15 protein-coding genes are annotated in these 15,404 nt (G+C 71.8%); 2 read left to right on the forward strand and 13 right to left on the reverse strand.

Features of this window, described 5'->3' with window-relative positions:
• Window positions 1-23: 23 nt before the first annotated feature.
• The 12 genes from OHA55_RS31660 to OHA55_RS31715 form a co-directional block, all read right to left on the reverse strand.
• Window positions 24-917 carry a DUF6282 family protein gene (locus OHA55_RS31660; RefSeq protein WP_266713011.1) on the reverse strand — a complete coding sequence of 298 codons (894 nt, stop codon included), beginning with the start codon at window positions 915-917 and terminating at the stop codon, window positions 24-26.
• Complete coding sequence (locus tag OHA55_RS31665) at window positions 910-2,718, reverse strand: isocitrate/isopropylmalate family dehydrogenase (RefSeq protein ID WP_266713013.1); 1,809 nt, start codon at window positions 2,716-2,718, stop codon at window positions 910-912. Before OHA55_RS31665 ends, OHA55_RS31660 begins: the two co-directional genes overlap by 8 nt.
• Window positions 2,715-3,497, reverse strand: a complete 783-nt coding sequence (locus OHA55_RS31670; RefSeq protein ID WP_266713015.1) for an alpha/beta fold hydrolase — start codon at window positions 3,495-3,497, stop codon at window positions 2,715-2,717. Before OHA55_RS31670 ends, OHA55_RS31665 begins: the two co-directional genes overlap by 4 nt.
• Window positions 3,494-4,429, reverse strand: a complete 936-nt coding sequence (locus OHA55_RS31675; protein ID WP_266713017.1) for a hypothetical protein — start codon at window positions 4,427-4,429, stop codon at window positions 3,494-3,496. Before OHA55_RS31675 ends, OHA55_RS31670 begins: the two co-directional genes overlap by 4 nt.
• Window positions 4,430-4,462: 33 nt before the next feature.
• Window positions 4,463-5,896, reverse strand: coding sequence for an FAD-binding protein (locus OHA55_RS31680; protein WP_266713019.1), 1,434 nt, complete (start codon window positions 5,894-5,896; stop codon window positions 4,463-4,465).
• Window positions 5,897-5,947: 51 nt separating this feature from the next.
• Entirely contained in the window at window positions 5,948-6,538 is a 591-nt protein-coding gene (locus OHA55_RS31685) for a YciI family protein (protein WP_266713021.1), read from the reverse strand.
• Between the two features lie 61 nt (window positions 6,539-6,599).
• Window positions 6,600-7,598, reverse strand: a complete 999-nt coding sequence (locus tag OHA55_RS31690; protein ID WP_266713023.1) for a nitronate monooxygenase family protein — start codon at window positions 7,596-7,598, stop codon at window positions 6,600-6,602.
• A 312-nt stretch (window positions 7,599-7,910) separates the two neighbouring features.
• Complete coding sequence (locus tag OHA55_RS31695; protein ID WP_266713025.1) at window positions 7,911-8,939, reverse strand: LysR family transcriptional regulator; 1,029 nt, start codon at window positions 8,937-8,939, stop codon at window positions 7,911-7,913.
• Window positions 8,940-9,046: 107 nt separating this feature from the next.
• Window positions 9,047-9,676 (reverse strand): TetR/AcrR family transcriptional regulator, encoded by a 630-nt coding sequence (locus OHA55_RS31700; RefSeq protein ID WP_266713027.1) that lies wholly within the window; start codon window positions 9,674-9,676, stop codon window positions 9,047-9,049.
• 38 nt (window positions 9,677-9,714) lie between these two features.
• The gene (locus OHA55_RS31705) at window positions 9,715-10,458 is read right to left on the reverse strand and encodes an HAD family phosphatase (protein ID WP_266713029.1); all 744 of its coding nucleotides are present in this window, start codon (window positions 10,456-10,458) and stop codon (window positions 9,715-9,717) included.
• Window positions 10,455-11,591 carry an oxidoreductase gene (locus OHA55_RS31710; protein ID WP_266713031.1) on the reverse strand — a complete coding sequence of 379 codons (1,137 nt, stop codon included), beginning with the start codon at window positions 11,589-11,591 and terminating at the stop codon, window positions 10,455-10,457. Before OHA55_RS31710 ends, OHA55_RS31705 begins: the two co-directional genes overlap by 4 nt.
• Window positions 11,585-12,565 (reverse strand): ScbA/BarX family gamma-butyrolactone biosynthesis protein, encoded by a 981-nt coding sequence (locus OHA55_RS31715; protein WP_266713033.1) that lies wholly within the window; start codon window positions 12,563-12,565, stop codon window positions 11,585-11,587. Before OHA55_RS31715 ends, OHA55_RS31710 begins: the two co-directional genes overlap by 7 nt.
• 157 nt (window positions 12,566-12,722) lie before the next feature.
• On the opposite strand from OHA55_RS31715, the gene OHA55_RS31720 reads away from it, so the two are divergent.
• Window positions 12,723-13,370: a ScbR family autoregulator-binding transcription factor gene (locus OHA55_RS31720; RefSeq protein ID WP_266713035.1), complete on the forward strand. Its 648-nt coding sequence runs from the start codon at window positions 12,723-12,725 to the stop codon at window positions 13,368-13,370.
• Window positions 13,371-13,446: 76 nt separating this feature from the next.
• On the opposite strand, the gene OHA55_RS31725 is transcribed toward OHA55_RS31720, so the two are convergent.
• Complete coding sequence (locus tag OHA55_RS31725) at window positions 13,447-14,697, reverse strand: MFS transporter (RefSeq protein ID WP_266713037.1); 1,251 nt, start codon at window positions 14,695-14,697, stop codon at window positions 13,447-13,449.
• Window positions 14,698-14,792: 95 nt separating this feature from the next.
• Here OHA55_RS31725 and OHA55_RS31730 point away from each other — a divergent pair, with 95 nt between their 5' ends.
• Complete coding sequence (locus tag OHA55_RS31730; RefSeq protein WP_266713039.1) at window positions 14,793-15,170, forward strand: helix-turn-helix transcriptional regulator; 378 nt, start codon at window positions 14,793-14,795, stop codon at window positions 15,168-15,170.
• Window positions 15,171-15,404: the final 234 nt, after the last annotated feature.

The following is a 15,404-nucleotide window of genomic DNA, read 5'->3' on the forward strand; positions in this document are numbered from 1 at the left end:
GTGGGGAGTGGTGAAGGTCCGGTTCACGGCGTCAGCAGGTTCGCGGGGTTGGACCGGGTGATGTCCTCGATCTCCTGGGCCGTCAGGCCCGCGTCGTGGAACCACCGCGTGCGCAGGTCCAGCCATTCCTCGACGTCCGGCTGGTCGGGCTGCCCGAGGTCGGAGCTGAACACCACGCGGGGATGGGCGCGCACGACGTCGCCGAGGTGGCCGGCGTCGTGGTGCCCCAGCAGCAGCGTCAGCGCGGTGACTTCGACGTGGAGACCCGGTACGGAGGAGAGGCCGGCCAGGTCGGCGGGGGTGAAGCCCGACATGGGGTGGGTCGCGTGGGTGAGGAGGAGGCGGGGTACGCCGAGCCGCACGGCCTCGTCCACGACGCGCAGCGCGGCCTCCCGGTCGCAGTGGCCCGTCGCCAGCACGACGGGCAGGTCGCGGGCCGCGCGGAGTACCTCGCCCACGTCCTGGCGCAGCCGCCCGTCGGGAGCGAGGACGCCGTCGGCCCGCCACCGGTCGACGTCGAGCAGCGGGTGGAACGAGGTGCGCCGCAGCGTGGAGGTGTGCGCGGGTCCGGCCAGCGTCGGCAGGTGGACGACCAGGCGGGCGGGGGTGTCCGGGCCGTGTGCGTACACCGCCTGTTCGACGGCGGCCGGGCGGATACCGCCGGCCAGTTCGTTGAGGACGAGTGTGCCGGAGACGGGCAGCCCCTCCTGCCGGGCTTCCCAGGCGCGGGCCGCCGTCGAGGTGAGATGGCTCTTCAGCACGACCCAGCCGCCCACCTTCGCGTACGCCCGGCCGGCGGCGGCCGAGGTGAGCCGTCGGTCGTAGAGGTCGGGGCCCGCGTGGTAGTGGACGTCTACCAGCGCGTGCGCGGCCATCTCGCCCAGGGCCGTCCCACGCACGGGGGCCCTCTCACGCATGGGAGGGCTGCCTGCCGCCGTCCCACGGCTTGGCGTAGCCGTACCGGAGGCGGGCCTCGTCGAGGCGGAGGCCTGCCGCGACCGCGGCGCCGATGGCGCCCTCGGTCCGTTCCACGCCCTCCGCGCGTTCGGCGACCTCCGCGGCGTACGCGTCGGGCACCACCAGCACCCCGTTGTCGTCGGCGACCACGATGTCGCCGGGCCGCACGGTGACGCCGCCCACGGTGACGTCCCGCCCGGTCGCCGCGAGTTCCACCCGGTTCTTCCCGCTGACCATCGTGGCGCCGGTGCTGTAGAGCGGGTAGCCGGCGGCGCGGATCTCCGCGATGTCCCGGGCCGACCCGTGCAGGGCGGTGCCGCGCACCCCGCGGCGCTGCGCCAGGCCCGTCAGGAGCGAGCCCCAGTTGGTGCAGGTCGTGCTGCCCGCGTTGTCGACCACGACGAACGAGCCCTCGGGCACGTCGTCGAGGTAGTTGGCCGCGTTGCGGAAGCCCTCCCCCGTGTCGTCGACGGGCTGGTACGTGACGGTGAACGCCCGGCCCGCGGCCCGGGTCCCCGGCACCCTCGGGGCGATGCCGGAGAGGACCCCGCCGACTCCGAGGCTGTCCAGCGCGTCGGAGACGGACGCGGTGTCGAGGCGGGCGAGCCGGTCGACCACCTCGTCCGAGGGCGCCTGGCCGGTCCGTGGAGCGGTGGTCTGCGCCTCGCCTCCGGCGGGGGCGATTTCCCCGGCCACGGCCCGTGCGACCTCCTGGGTGCCGCTCGTTCCGCCCATGTCGTAGGTGACGGTCGTCCGGCGCGCCACCACCGTCCGCACCGCTGCCCTGATCTCCTCGCCGGGTACGGCCAGGTCCAGGTGGTCGAGCATCTGGGCCACGGCGAGGAGCATGGCCATGGGGTTCGCGCGATCCTGGCCGGCCATGCCCGGGGCGCTGCCGTGCACCGGTTCGAAGTAGCTGCCGCGGTCGCCGATGTTGCCGCTGGGAGCGAGGCCGAGTCCGCCCATGACACCCGCGCCGAGGTCGGACAGGATGTCTCCGAACATGTTCTCGGCGACCAGCACGCCGAACCGTTCCGGTCTGCGGACCATCCACAGGGCGACCGCGTCGACGTTGAGGATCTCGGTCTCGATGTCGGGATGATCCTGCGCGATCAGTTCGAGCCGCTCACGCAGATGGTTGCTGCTGTGGCGCAGGACGTTGGGCTTGTCGACCAGGGTGAGCCGCTGGTGGCCGTGCGAGCGAGCGTAGGCGAATCCGTGGCGCAGCAGCCGGTCCATGCCGAACTCGGTCTGGAGGCGCAGGGTGACGCTGGTGGCGGCGGCACCGGATGCCTGGGCGTTGGGGTGGTCGCGGACGGCGTTCCACAGTGCGTCGTCCAGTCCGTGGAAGTCGAAGCCCGCGTAGAGGCCCTCGGTGTTCTCCCGGATCACCGTGAAGTCGAAGCGCCCGTCCACCAGGTCGGTGACCGGGCGGATGTTGGCGTACAGGTTCAGCCGCTGGCGCAGCTGGATGACCGGAGAGACGAAGGTGAGGCCGGTTCCGCGCAGTCCGGGGGGCAGTTCGGCCTCGGCCTCGCGCAGTGGCTTGCTGGTGATGGCGCCGAGGAGGCAGGTGTCGGTCTCCTCCAGCAGTTTCCAGGTGCGCTGCGGGACGGGGTTGCCCTCCTCACGCCAGCACTCCCAGCCGATGTCGCCGAAGCGGAGGTCGAGGGGGAGGTTGAGCCTGTCCACGGCGTCGAGGGCGGCGGAGGTGACCTCCGGTCCGATGCCGTCGCCGGGGAGGACCGCGACGCTCTTCATGTGAGTCCCTTCTCGCGCAGGAAGGTGCCGACGAGGGCGGACACCTCTGCGGTGCGTTCGAAGTGGGGGCGCATGCCGGCCCCCGCGATGATGTGCACCCGGTGGTGGGGTGCGGCGGCGGTGTGGCGCTGGGTGACGAGCTGGGAGTGGCTGCCGACGATCTGCAGCAGCGGCCCGGAGTGGGCCCGCACCGCGGCCGTGACGTCGGTGCCGCACAGCAGGCGCATGCCCTCGGCCAGTCGGCTTCCGGCGTGGGGGTCGTGCGGTGCGGGGGCGGCGGTGCCTGCGGCGGGGCCGTGGCCGTAGGGCCTCACGCGCCGGTCGAGGAGGGCGAGTGCGTAGTCGGAGCGGCCGTCGGCGGCCAGATCGGCGATGTCGGTGAGCCGGGACTCCAGGAGCCCGTCCGTGCGGGCGGGTCCCGAGACGAGCAGTGCGGCCGCGGCGGGGCCGACGTCGGGGAGCAGGGCCTGGGCGACCGCACCGCCGAGGGCGTTTCCGCAGATCAGGTCGATGGGGCCGTAACTGGGGAGGAGTGCGCGCCAGCGGGCGACGAGGTGGTCCATCGAGTCGTCGCCCTCCTCGCGCAGCGCGAGGGTGTCGACGACGGTCACCCGCAGGCCGGCGTCGGCGAGGACCTGGGTGACGGGGGCGAAGAACGCTCCTCCGTCCCAGCGGGGGGTCACCGGTCCAAACACCAGTGCGTGTGCCGGGTTGGCCAGACCCGCGGCGGCCTTCGGTCCGAAGACCGCCGCGGGAACAGCGGTTGCGGTGTGCGTCACCGGACGGTGGCGAGCGCGCGTGCGGTGGCGATGCCCTCGCGGTGGCTGCCGCTCAGCAGGTCCTTGCGGCGCTCGACCGGGAGGTCGTAGCGGCCCAGGACCAGGTCGGGCAGCGGCAGGGAGGGGGTCCCCTCGGGGATGGCGGAGAGGAGCAGGTCCGCCAGTTCCAGGGCGGGACCGAGGTGGAGCCGGGCGGCGGCCTCGCTGTCGGTGCGGTCGAGGTGTGCGAGCCACTGCTCGGCGATGAGGTTGCCCGGGCCCTTGCCCATGCCCTGGATCGAGGAGTCCATCCAGGTCGCGCCCGCGGCCACCGCGCTGATGGCGTTGGACAGGGCGAGCCCCAGGTTGTTGTGGGCGTGCAGGCCGACCGGGCCGCCGGTGACCGACTTGGTCAGGGTGGTGAGGTCGGTGGTGTCCAGGGGAGAGAGGCTGCCGTTGGAGTCCGCGAGGTAGACGACGTCGGCCCCCGCGTCGGTGGCGGCGGTGGCGACCTCGACCACGTCGCGGCCTTCCCACTGGCTGATCCGGGCGAAGTTGACCCCGACCTCGAAGCCGATGTCCTTGGCCTGGCGTATGTACTCCAGGCCGCGCTCGTACCCCTTGGACGGCAGGATGATGCGGACCAGCCGGGAGCCGGCGGCGTACATGGCGGGCAGGTCGTGTTCGGTGATGTTCTTCGGGTGCAGGATCATCGCGACCCGGCCCGCCCCGATCTCGCGGGCCACCGCGGCGATGAACTCGTCGTCGCCGCGTCCCGTCAGCCCGATGTTGGGCACCGGCAGGAGCGAGCCCTTGCGGTAGGCGATCTCGACCCAGTCGAATCCGGCCTCGACGCTGAGCCGCGCGTGCTCGATCGCGTAGTCGAGGGGGAAGTTGAAGCCGTTGCGGTAACCACCGTCGCGGAGGGTCACGTCGATGTTGACGATGTTCATGGTTCCTCCAGGGAGAGTTGCGGGCGGACGGAATCAGGCGGACTGGGCGGCGGCCGCGTGGTGGGCGGCGAGCCGGCCGAAGATCAGTGAGCGCAGCACGGACGTGGCCGGCGGGTAGGCGTGGTAGAAGAGGCCGGTGGCCTCTCCCGCCGCGTACAGACCGGGTATGGCGGTGCCGGACGGGGTGACCACTCGGCCGTCGACGTCGGTGCGGACGCCGCCGTAGGTGAAGCAGACCGCGGACGTGAGGGGTACGCCGATGAAGGGCGGGCTGTCGAGCGGGACGGCCCAGTTGGACTTCTGCGGAGTGAGTCCGGTGGTGGACTTGCCGTCGAGGCGGGTCGGGTCGAACTCACCGGGAACGACGGCCGCGTTGAACTCGGCGACGGTTTTCTCCAGTCCCTCGGCGTCGATGCCCAGCTTGCCGGCCAGCTCCTCCAGGGTGTCGGCCCGCTCGGGGTCGACGTCGCTGAGCAGCGAGTTCCGGAAGCCGGGGATGGCGAGGGTCTTGGCGTCGGCGATCCAGTACGCCTCCTGGCCCTGGTTCTTCCAGATCTCGTACCCGACGTGTTCGAAGGTGTTGTCCCAGGTGTCGCGCCCCTCGTCGAAGAAGCGCTCCAGGGAGGAGTTGACGAAGATGCCCGTGCTGAAGCCGTAGAGCACCGCGTCGGCCTTGGTGGTGCGGGTGTCGACCGGCTCGGCGTGGATGCCGTCGAACTGGCCCGCGGTGTCGGCCCCCAGCTCCAGCGCCATGCGCAGGGCGTCGCCGCGGCTGTTGGTGATGCCGGGGGCGATGAGCGGGAGGTCGCAGGCCTTGTCGCCGAGGTAGCGGGTGAGCATCTCGGTGTTGCCCTGGAAGCCGCCGCTGGCGAGGACCACGGCACGGCCCTGGATCCGTCGGGTGTGGCCGTCGGAGGTGCGGACCAGGACGCCGTCGACCGTGCCGTCGTCGGAGGTCGTCAGGCGGAGCGCCTCGGTCTCGTAGTGGATCTCGACCCGCGGGTCGTTCTCCAGGGCGGCGCCAAGGTGTTCGACGATCGAGGCGCCGCCGCCGCGGGGGCTGGCCGGCGGGTTCATGGACGGGGTGCCGCCGTTGAAGGTGTGCGGCAGGGGAAAGGGCTCGAAGGCGATCTCGACACCGTGCTTCTCGACGAAGCTCAGCGCCTTCGGGGTCTCGCGCTCGACCGTGCGGCAGTAGTCGGCGTCCGCGAGGCCGCCGGAGACCCGTCCGACGTGGTCGGCCCAGTCGGTGTCCAGCTGTCGGTCCTCGGTGATCCGCAGGAAGGCGCCGGTCCAGCGGGTGGCGCCGCCGCGCTTCTCCTCGGTCGCCCGTTCGAGCACGGCGATCCGGGCCGGGGTGTCGCGGCCTTCGGTGGCCTCGGCGAAGGACAGCGCGGCCGACAGGCCGGCGGCGCCGAACCCGATGACGACGAGGTCGTAGGGGGCCGGGGTGGACGAGGTTGACATGAATTCTCCTCGAAGGATGAGTGGGTGGGGGCGTGGGGGTGCGGGGCGGGCTCAGCGGTTGGGGGTGATGACCCGGCTGGTGCGGTAGAGCCGGTACTTCGCACCCGTCGTGGTGCCCGCGAAGTCCTGGTAGCGGCGGGCGAACTCGGGGTCCTCGAAGATCGCGTCGAAGGACTTCCGGTCCGTCCACGCCGCGAAGTTGACGATGGCGTCGCCGTCGACGCTCGCCAGCAGGCGCGAGCCCTTGAAACCGTCGGCGGTCGCGGCGACGTGCTCGACCGCGGAGGCGAGCGCGGCCACGCTGGCGGGCGCGTCCTCGGTGGTGGCCACGTTGATGAGGAAGACGCCGTCGTCCGGCACGGCGGCGGTGACGACGCCCGGGCTGGCGTTGCGGCCCTCGAAGGCGAGCTGCTCGTAGGAGGCGATGCCGAGCTTGGTCCAGGGGTCGCTCTCGATGAGTTCGCGCACCTCGGCCCCGTCGAGGTCGGCGGTCACGATGACGGCACCGCCTTCGGGGCGGGGACCGCTCAGCAGGATGCGGCCCTGGTCACCGTGGTCGCGCAGCCATGCCTTGTGCTCGGCCATGTGGGCGAGAACGGTCTCCCGCGGGGTGAGGTAGGTGAGGGTGAGTACGTGGATCATTCTGGGTTCTCCGTGGGTGCGAAGTGGCGTGGGTGCGAAGTGGCTTGTGGCGGAGGGCGGTTCAGACCGTGGGTCCGGGAGCGGGGGCGATCCGACGGGCGAGGCCGGTGAGGATCTCCTCGGCGTCGGCGACGACGCGCCGGACGACCTGCGCGGCCGGCTGGACGTCTTCGATCAGGTCGAGCACCTCCCCCGCGAACATGGCGCGCTGGGTGGTGTCGTCACGGGCGACCGCGGCGGCCCACTCGGGCTCGACCGAGGCTCGCAGGGCGGCGAGTTCGGCGTCGCGCCCGGTCCAGGTACGGGTGAATTCGTTGCTCACGGAACGGGCGCGGTAGACCTCGTCCCACGGGATTCCGCGCACGACGTCGAACGCGCGGGTGTCGACGGTGTCCGCGGTCCGCGCGGACACCAGGTGGGACTTGAATCCGGTGGTGGCCAGCGACTCCTCGGTCGCCGCGAACCGAGTGCCCATCATCACGCCGTCGGCACCGAGCGCGAGAGCCGCCGCCAGCCCGCGGCCGTCGGCGAATCCGCCTGCCGCGACCACCGGAACCGCACCGTCGATGATCTCGATGACGGCCGGCACGAGCGGCAGGGTGGCCTGCGTCTTGTGGTGGCCGCCGGCCTCGGCGCCTTGGGCCACGAGCGCGGACGCCCCGGCACGCACGGCGATCAGGGCCTGCTCCGGGTCGTGCACCTGGACGATGACCCGCGACCCGGCGTCGGTGGCCGACGCGACGAACCGGTGCACCTGCGCGGCATCGCCGAAGGAGAGGGCGATGACCGGCGGTGCGTAGCCGAGAACCTTGTCCCAGAGGCCCGGCCGGTCGTCGAAGGTGAACATGACGCAGCCGACGCCCCAGACGCCGCCCGCCTCGGCGGCCCTGGCCACGTGTTCGTCGATGAAAGCGGCGTCGCCGTAGCTGACACCGACGAGGCCGAGACCGCCGGCGCGGGTCACGGCTCCGGCGAGGGCGCCGCCGGTCACGGAGCCCATCGGGGCGCAGACGACCGGATGGTCGATTCCGAGCAGTTCCGTCAGCTTGGTCGAGATCACGATGCTCCCTGGTCCGTTTCTGTCGCACGACTGGGGGACGGCCGGCAGGCCGTGGGAAAAAGGAGTGCGCGAGACCGAATTCCGCGTTGAATTCGGTGCGCGGGTACGCAGTCCGGCCGGTGGAAGGAATCCGCCCGGTGAACCGTCCTGCTCTGTGCTCATGACATTAGCGATTACTTCCGCCGCCGGTCCAAGACGTAAATCGCGTAACCGCCATACGCGGACCCCTATATCGCCTGGCCAGGGAATGGAAGCGGCGTGCGTCCCGGGCCGAAGGGCCCGGGACGCACGCCGCTGAGGGGGTTGGCAGAGCTATTCGGCGAAGAACCCCCAGCCCCGCTCGCCGGCGACCCGCTGGAGCACGCGCGCCGCGTGGCTGTCGCCGGCCGCGGTCACCGCGAGACGTTCGCGCGGCGGCCTGCTGGTGGGAAGGGGCCGCCACACCAGGTGCGGCTCCTTCTCCACGGCGCGGCGGGGTCGCAGCGCCACCAGGTCGGAGGTCGTCTCCAGGGCGTGCACGAACAGGGCGTGCTGATCCTGGTCGACCGGGTGGAGCACCGAGTTCCAGCCCAGCCTCGCCAGATGGGCGGGGACGGTGTCGGCGAACCCGGGCGCGCAGCCCTCGTCGTACCAGAGCAGGCGCTGGCGCGCGAGGTCGCTCCAGGTCGGTTCCGTACGATCGGCGAGCGCGTGCTTCCGTGCCATGACGACGCCGAGCGGCTCGTCCCAGACCACGGCGCCCACCAGATGAGGCGAGAGGATCGGCATGCGCACGATGCCGAAGGCGAGCTCCCCCGTCCTCAGCAGGTCGTCCTGGTCGGCCGCGCCCACCGAGCGCATCCGCAGCCTCGCCCCGGCGTCGCGCCCGCCGTGCGGACCGCCTCCGGGCAGCCCGTTCTGCACTTCGATGAGCACGTCGGCCGGCACTCCGCCGCAGACGCCGACGGACCAGACCTGCGCAGCGGGGGCCGCGGCCGCGATGGCCGAGCGCAACTGCCCGGGAATTCCTTGTATTTCCCGGAGGAAGGCCCGGCCGCCGGCCGTCAATTCAACCCCTCGCGAACTACGGGTGAACAACGCCGCCCCTACGCGCTTTTCCAGTCGGCGTATTTGCTGGCTGAGGCTCGGTTGCGAGATGCGGAGCTGTTGGGCCGCGGCCGATACGGTCCCGCTGCGTACCACGGTGAGGAAATACCGGAGATGCCTCATGTCGAAGTCGTCGACGTCCCGCGCGTCGGAGACGGCGCGATGGACGGCGTCGGTCACCGCGGCCGGCAACCCGCCGCCGGGATCGGCACCCGCCGGGGCACGCCGGCCCGCCCACTCGTCAAGCACGCTCATCTGCTTCCTCCAAAGCTCCGTCGCCCCTGCCCCGCAGGAACGTGCCCAGTCGGCTCCACGTGCACCGCGTGAAGCATGGCAGGAAAATTCGTTCTCGAAGGTATTTTTTACGCACCCGAAACGGCATCGTCTTCTCCGAGCCCCGCCACCGACACCTGGTCGGCGGACAACGCCGTGAAGAGGAGCCGCCAGAGAGGTTCCACTACGGGCATCCCCCCGCGCTCTCCGCTCTGGGCGGGAGCGTGCAGCAGCCCGTAGATCACCGTCATCAGCAGGTGGGCGACGAGGCGCGGCGAGTACGCGGGGAATTCGCTGTCGCGCTGCGCACGGCGCACCAGGGCCATCAAGGCATTCTGCACGTCGGCGAGCACATCGGCGAAGGCGCATCCGAAAGCCGGGCACTCGGACGCGAGGCGGACGGCGGCGCGCAGTCGCACGTCCGACTGGAGGCGGCGGGCGAAGCCGATGACGACGCTCTCCAGAACGCTCCGGCCGTCGACACCCGGAGTGTCGTGCTCGGCCCGCAGATGTGCCCAGACCTGGCGCGCCTCGTCGATCAGCGCCCCCGCCAGCAGCTTCTTCGAAGAAAAGTGCCCGTAGAGCGCGCCTTTGGTCATCCCGGTGCGCTCGGCCACGGCGCCGAGCGTCGCCCTGCTGTACCCCAGGGCCGCGAACTCCTCGGCCGCGGCCGTCAGCACCTTCTCCCTCGTGCGCCGTGCCCGTTCCTGTATGGCCATGTTCCGCGCTCCCTACTGAAGAAAGCCCATACATACCATCAGAAAGGGTTCCCGCGAGGGCATCTGACCCGTGATGGCTCCGACGGGGGTTTCTGCCGCAGAGGGCCCGGACGGCCCGAAAGCACCGTCCATCCGCAACGCGCCGCCTCGCTGTTCAACGGTCCGGAAGCGCCCACCACCACCGGCCGGCCCACGGCGCGGAGGAGGGCCAGGTCGCTCTCGTGGTCGCCGTAGGCGAAGCAGTCGCCCGGGTCGACGGCGCGTTCCCGCATGAACCGGATCGCGGCCTCCGCCTTGGCCTCGCCGATCATCGGCCGGAGCACCTCCCCGGTCAGGAGACCGTCGGCCCCCACCTCCAGCTCGGTGCAGAGCACGGCGGCGACCTCCAACTCCTCGGCGAGGGGGGTCAGGACGGGGTGCATCGACCCGGACACCAGGACGATCCCGCGACCCGCCGCCCGTTGCTCGGCGAGGGCCTCGACGGAGTCCAGGACGAACGCCGACGCACCCCTGCGGTACGTGTCGTACCAGAGCCGGCCCGCGGCTTCGAGGTCCGCCAGGGGGACACCGGCGTAGCGCCGGTAGTACCACCGGTTCAGCGCCTCGCGATCCGGTTCGGTCCGCGTCGCGGCCCGCAGGGCGGAGGCATCCTCCTCGGCCCGGGAGGGGTCGGTCCTGGCCAGCCAGTACTCCCGGAACGCCACCATGCTCTTGGCCGCGATCACCGTCTCGTCGACGTCGAAGAACGCGAGCGCCGGCCACTTCCGGTCCACGGCCGTCATCCGGCACCCCCGCCGCCCCGGGCATGCCCGTCCCGGGGCAGTATCGCGTCCGCGTAGGCGTCGGCCGCGCTCGCGACCGCGAGCGCCCCGTGTCCCGCGGCCGTGGTGACGTCCCGCCAGGCCCGCTGCACCGGGCTGTCGGGGTGCTGTCCACGCATGCCCGAGGCGTGGAAGAGCTCGTCGACCGATTCACGGCAGAGGAGCGCCGCCGTCGCGGCGTCGCGGCGGTTCTCGGCCACCGTGAGCGGGGTGATCTCGCCCCGGTCCGCGCGGTCCGCCGCGCCGGCGAGGAGCAGGCCCGCCGCGTGGATCTGCGCCGAAGCACGCGCCAGGAGAGTCGCCTGCCCCGCCCCGCGCGGGGCCGGCCGGGCACACTCGGCCGTCCACGCCCGCAGCGCCGCGCGGGCCGCCCCGAGCACGGGCGCGGCGAAGATCAGCGAGGCGACCATCGGGTACGGAACCTGGTGGCAGCGGGCTGCGTCGGGCAGTGGCTCCAGCAGCGCGCCCAGGGGGAAGGAACGGTGGGCGGGCACGGCGACGCCGTCGGCGGTGACGCTGTTGCTGCCGCTCCCCCGCAGGCCGACGGAGTACCAGGTGTCCTGTACGGAGAGTGCCGCGCGCGGCACGGCGAAGACGCGGTGCTCGGGCCCTTCCGGACCCGGCGTCCAGGACGCGAGCAGCACCCACTCCGCGTGGTCGACGCCGCTGGCCAGGCGCCACTGTCCGTCCAGGCGCCAGCCCCCGGGCACCGCCTCGGCCCTGCCCTGCGGCGGAACGACCGATGCGGCGACGGGCACGTCCGGACCGTGCGCCCAGAGGTCTCGCTGTCCCTGTTCGGGAAGATAGGCGGCCAGTCGGCCGTGGGCCGCGTACAGCGCCGCGCACCATCCGGCGGCGGCGCAGCTCTCCGCCACGTCCGAGGCATCGGCCAGCAGTCCGGCGAAACTCCCCGCCCCGCCCTGCCACCGGGTGGGCACGAAGTGACGGGGGAACCCCGCGTCGACCAGGGCTGCGGCAACCTCCGGGCTCAGTCTGCGGCGCTCTTCGGCGCCCCACGCGTCGCGGCGCGCCGCCTCCGCGAGCGTGGTCCGTACGTCCTGTTCCCCGACGGTGGCGAGCGGTGTGGTCAGCACGCCGCCTCCTGCCGGGCCGAGGAGGGCTCGCCCGCTTCGCACCGTACCCGTGCGCACGCGAGTTCCCGGTCACCCTGGCAGGCGCGGAGCGTGAGCGCCGTCCCGTCCAGCCCCGCGGGTTCAGCAAGGATCGACACCGGGGCGTCCAATTCACCGAACGCCTTGAACTCCACCGCGAGGAGAGCCACTTGGCCCCCCCGGTGCCCGTCACCCGTCACGGCAGCGCCCACCTGTCGGAACGCTTCCACCAGAGCCATGCCCGGTACGTGATCGGTCTCGTGGTCGAAGAGCACGTCGTGTTCCAGATCCAGGTGCAGCCACCACACGTCCGGCCGTTCCGGGTCGCCGCAGACGAGGACGTCACGCTCCGCGGGGGAGCTCGCGCGTACCCTGTGCAGCGGCTGCCCCGCCGCGCCTTCTGCCCGCTGTCCTCCCCCGCGCTTGCGCACCACGGCGTAGCGGCGGGGTTCCATGGGCTCCCAGCACACCCGCACCCGCCCGAACCGCCGGGAGCCGGCCAGCACGTCGGCCTCCAGCTCGAAGCGCAGGCGCCGTTCACCGGCGTCGGGCCTGCGGCAACGGACGTGGAGCCCGACCCTGAGGGGCTCCGTACCGACCGGCGGGAGCGCTTCGTCCAGATCGACGGAGAGCTCGCTCAGGACGAAGGCCGGGCCCTGCCCGATGCCGAAGAAGCGGTGGGACAGGTGGATCGCGGTCTGCCGTGCGGTCTCGGCGAGGAGGACCGGATCGGCTGCGCCGCCGCGGTGGCCGAGGTAGTGGCTGCGGCGCCAGCGGGCGGCGACCGCGATACGACCGTCGTCCAGGAGCCGCGCGTCCGTCAGGAGCACCTCCTGGTCTGCCGACTTGTGGACGGATTCACGCGGAACGAAGTGGTCGAAGTCCATTCCCTTCCAGTGGCGCTCCGGCCCGGGGTGGTGGCCGACAGGTACCTCAAGTCCAGGTATGACGTGCACGCTCGCGGTTTCCCTTCCTGGTCGCCGTGGAAGCCACGCAGCGGTATCGTCCCGACGCAACACGTGGCGAGGACTAGAAATATACCTTCGGGAAGGTATATTGACAGATTGTTTTCCGCCATGCCCGTATGCGCCAATCTCACCGAGGACGGTTTCCATGCCAGAGCCGCAGTCCACCGCCTTCGCCTCCCCGGCGATCCCCGTCAGAAGAGGTTCGGACCCCAAGCAGGAACGCTCGGCCCGCACGCGCCTGCGCGTGCTGATCGGGGCCGCGGAGCTCTTCAGCGAACGCGGTTTCCAGCAGACCTCGGTCAAGGACGTGGCCGACAGGGTCGAGATGACGAAAGGGGCGGTGTACTTCCACTACCCCACCAAGGAAGCACTCGCGGTGGCGATCGTGGAGGAGCACTACGCACGCTGGCCGCGCCTGCTCGACGAGGTCGCCGGCGAGGGTCTCGACCCGATCGATACCGCCGCGCGCATGCTGGAACTGGCCGCTCACGCTTTCGAGAACGACGTGATCATCCAGGCCGGCGCCCGACTGCAGATCGAACGGCCGCACATAGAAGCCGAGTTGCCCACCCCGTACGTCGACTGGATCGCACTTCTCGAGTCCCTGCTGACCTCCGCGCTCGACGCGGGCGAACTGCGGCCCGGCGTCGCCCCCGACGAGGCCGCCCGCTCCCTGGTCTCCGCGTTCTTCGGATCCCAGCACGTGTCCGACGTCCTCAACGGCCGTGCGGACGTCGTGCGTCGTTGGCAGTCGCTGAGCGCTCTGCTGTTCCGCGCGATCCGCTCCGCATGAGAATGCTCCCGGTCAGTGGTGCACCGCCGCCGTCGGCGGTGCACCACTGACCGGGAGCACGTCCGTCCAGGGCTCGTCAGGCGGGCTGCGCCACCCGGTTCCGGCTGCCGACGACCACCAGGCCTCCGGCGACCGCGAGACCCAGCAGAACCACACCGAAGGTCGTCGCCCCGCTGGTCAGCCCGACCGCGTCACTGAGGTAGCCGGCGGAGACCGGAAGGATGCCGGCCGGGATGTAACCCCCCACGTTGAGCGCCGCGTTGGCCTCCGCCAGATGCCTCGGCGGGACACTGGAGTTGAGCAGCGACAGTCCGCCGAGCTGGCCCATCCCCTGCCCCGCACCGGCGAGGAGCGCGGAGGCGATGAGGACCGTCACCGACGAGGTGTGCACGGCGACGATCAGCGTGATCATGCTGACGGCCGTACTCGCCGCACCCGCCATGAGGATGACCGGCCGGCTCAGCCGCTGCACCGCGAACTGCACGCCGGTGGCCGTGAGGAACATCGCGAACGCCATGGCCCCCGCGACGATCCTGCTGGTCGTACCGAGCAGACCCGACAGCAGCGAGGGGCCGAGCGACAGCACGAACGACGTGGCAGTGATCCCGGGTGCGAACACCGCGATCCCCAGGGTGAGTTCACGGCCGTTGCCGCGCGGAACCCCGGGCACCCGCACCCAGGCACCCTTGGCGGGGGCCGCGGGACGGCGGACCGGCATGCGCGTCACGACGAGCACCGCGGTGGCCAGCACCACGGCCTCGACCACGAACACGGTCACGGTCGGGGCGGGCAGCGTCTCGGACAGCACACCGGCCAGCAGCGGGCCCAGACCGGCTCCGAAGACCATCGCGCAGGAGGCGAGCAGAGCGGCGATCCGCTTGCGCTCGGGCCCCGCCACGTCGGTCACCGCGGCCATGCCGGCCGAGACGACCGCACCCACGGCGATCCCGGTGAACAGCCTCGCCACGATCAGCGCCGCCACGGAGGAGGCGGTGGCGAAGATCAGGCAGGCCGCGAGTCCGAGCGCCAGCGCCGGGAGCAGCACGGGCTTGCGCCCCAGCCGGTCCGAGACGACTCCGCAGACCAGGAGCGAGCCGAGCAGACCGACGATGTAGAAGGCGAACACCACGGTCAGGGTGCCCTTGGAGAATCCGATGTCGCGCTGCCACAGCACGTACAGCGGCGTGGCCGCGTTCGACAGCACGAACACCGCGGTGACGGGCCACGCGGCCAGCCACACCCACCACAACGGGGCACCGGCCCCGGCGGTACCGCTCCGCCCTCTTGCGTCGACCGCCTGGACAGGTGTGGTCCGAGTCTCGGACATGACGTTCCTCCCGACTCTCAAGTACGAGTTGAGTCGAACTTAGCATGCAGTACGATTGAACTCGTACATAGGAATCGAGTCATAAGGAGTTGCCTATGCCTTCGGCCACGGGCGCCGACCCCGTCATCAGGGTGCTCCCGGAACCCCCTGACCTGCCCGAACCGCTCCCGGAGCCGGCGGTCGACGAGTTGCGCCTGGAAACCGTGCTCGGCGCGCTCAGCGATCCGCTGCGGTTGACGATCATCCAGAAGCTGCTGCTGGAGTCGGAGCGGTTCGACCACACCTGCGGCTGGTTCGGCCTCGACCGGCCCAAGTCGTCGCTCACGCACCACTTCAAGGCATTGCGGGAGGCGGGGGTCACACGCCAGCGGCAGTACGGGCTCGAACGCCGCAGCCAGGTACGCGTCGACGACCTCAACGCCCGGTTCCCCGGCCTTCTGGAGCTGGTCGCGGCCTGGACGCCCGGGGCCTGAACGGACTGGACCCGACCGCCCCGCCCGCGCCCCGGCGCGCACGCCGAGCGTCGGGGCACGGCCCGGGGGCGCACCGGCCCGCGGAAGGGGTCTCGCAGGGACCGGGGCCTCACGGGAAAGGCGGGAAACCCGGGTCACGTACCCGGGCCGACGACGACGCCGCCGCGCACGTGCGGCCTCGTCGTGGAGACGCGGCCTCGTCGTGGAGAAGCCGCCTCGTCGTGGAGAAGCGGA

Source organism: Streptomyces sp. NBC_00102, assembly GCF_026343115.1.
Taxonomy (GTDB): domain Bacteria; phylum Actinomycetota; class Actinomycetes; order Streptomycetales; family Streptomycetaceae; genus Streptomyces.

Excerpts from the sequence above, each read along its gene's own strand:
- OHA55_RS31660 (WP_266713011.1), bottom strand. The coding sequence starts at position 917 with ATGCGTGAGAGGGCCCCCGTGCGTGGGACGGCCCTGGGCGAGATGGCC.
- OHA55_RS31665 (WP_266713013.1), bottom strand. The coding sequence starts at position 2,718 with ATGAAGAGCGTCGCGGTCCTCCCCGGCGACGGCATCGGACCGGAGGTC.
- OHA55_RS31675 (WP_266713017.1), bottom strand. The coding sequence starts at position 4,429 with ATGAACATCGTCAACATCGACGTGACCCTCCGCGACGGTGGTTACCGC.
- OHA55_RS31680 (WP_266713019.1), bottom strand. The coding sequence starts at position 5,896 with ATGTCAACCTCGTCCACCCCGGCCCCCTACGACCTCGTCGTCATCGGG.
- OHA55_RS31685 (WP_266713021.1), bottom strand. The coding sequence starts at position 6,538 with ATGATCCACGTACTCACCCTCACCTACCTCACCCCGCGGGAGACCGTT.
- OHA55_RS31695 (WP_266713025.1), bottom strand. The coding sequence starts at position 8,939 with ATGAGCGTGCTTGACGAGTGGGCGGGCCGGCGTGCCCCGGCGGGTGCC.
- OHA55_RS31700 (WP_266713027.1), bottom strand. The coding sequence starts at position 9,676 with ATGGCCATACAGGAACGGGCACGGCGCACGAGGGAGAAGGTGCTGACG.
- OHA55_RS31705 (WP_266713029.1), bottom strand. The coding sequence starts at position 10,458 with ATGACGGCCGTGGACCGGAAGTGGCCGGCGCTCGCGTTCTTCGACGTC.
- OHA55_RS31720 (WP_266713035.1), top strand. The coding sequence starts at position 12,723 with ATGCCAGAGCCGCAGTCCACCGCCTTCGCCTCCCCGGCGATCCCCGTC.
- OHA55_RS31725 (WP_266713037.1), bottom strand. The coding sequence starts at position 14,697 with ATGTCCGAGACTCGGACCACACCTGTCCAGGCGGTCGACGCAAGAGGG.
- OHA55_RS31730 (WP_266713039.1), top strand. The coding sequence starts at position 14,793 with ATGCCTTCGGCCACGGGCGCCGACCCCGTCATCAGGGTGCTCCCGGAA.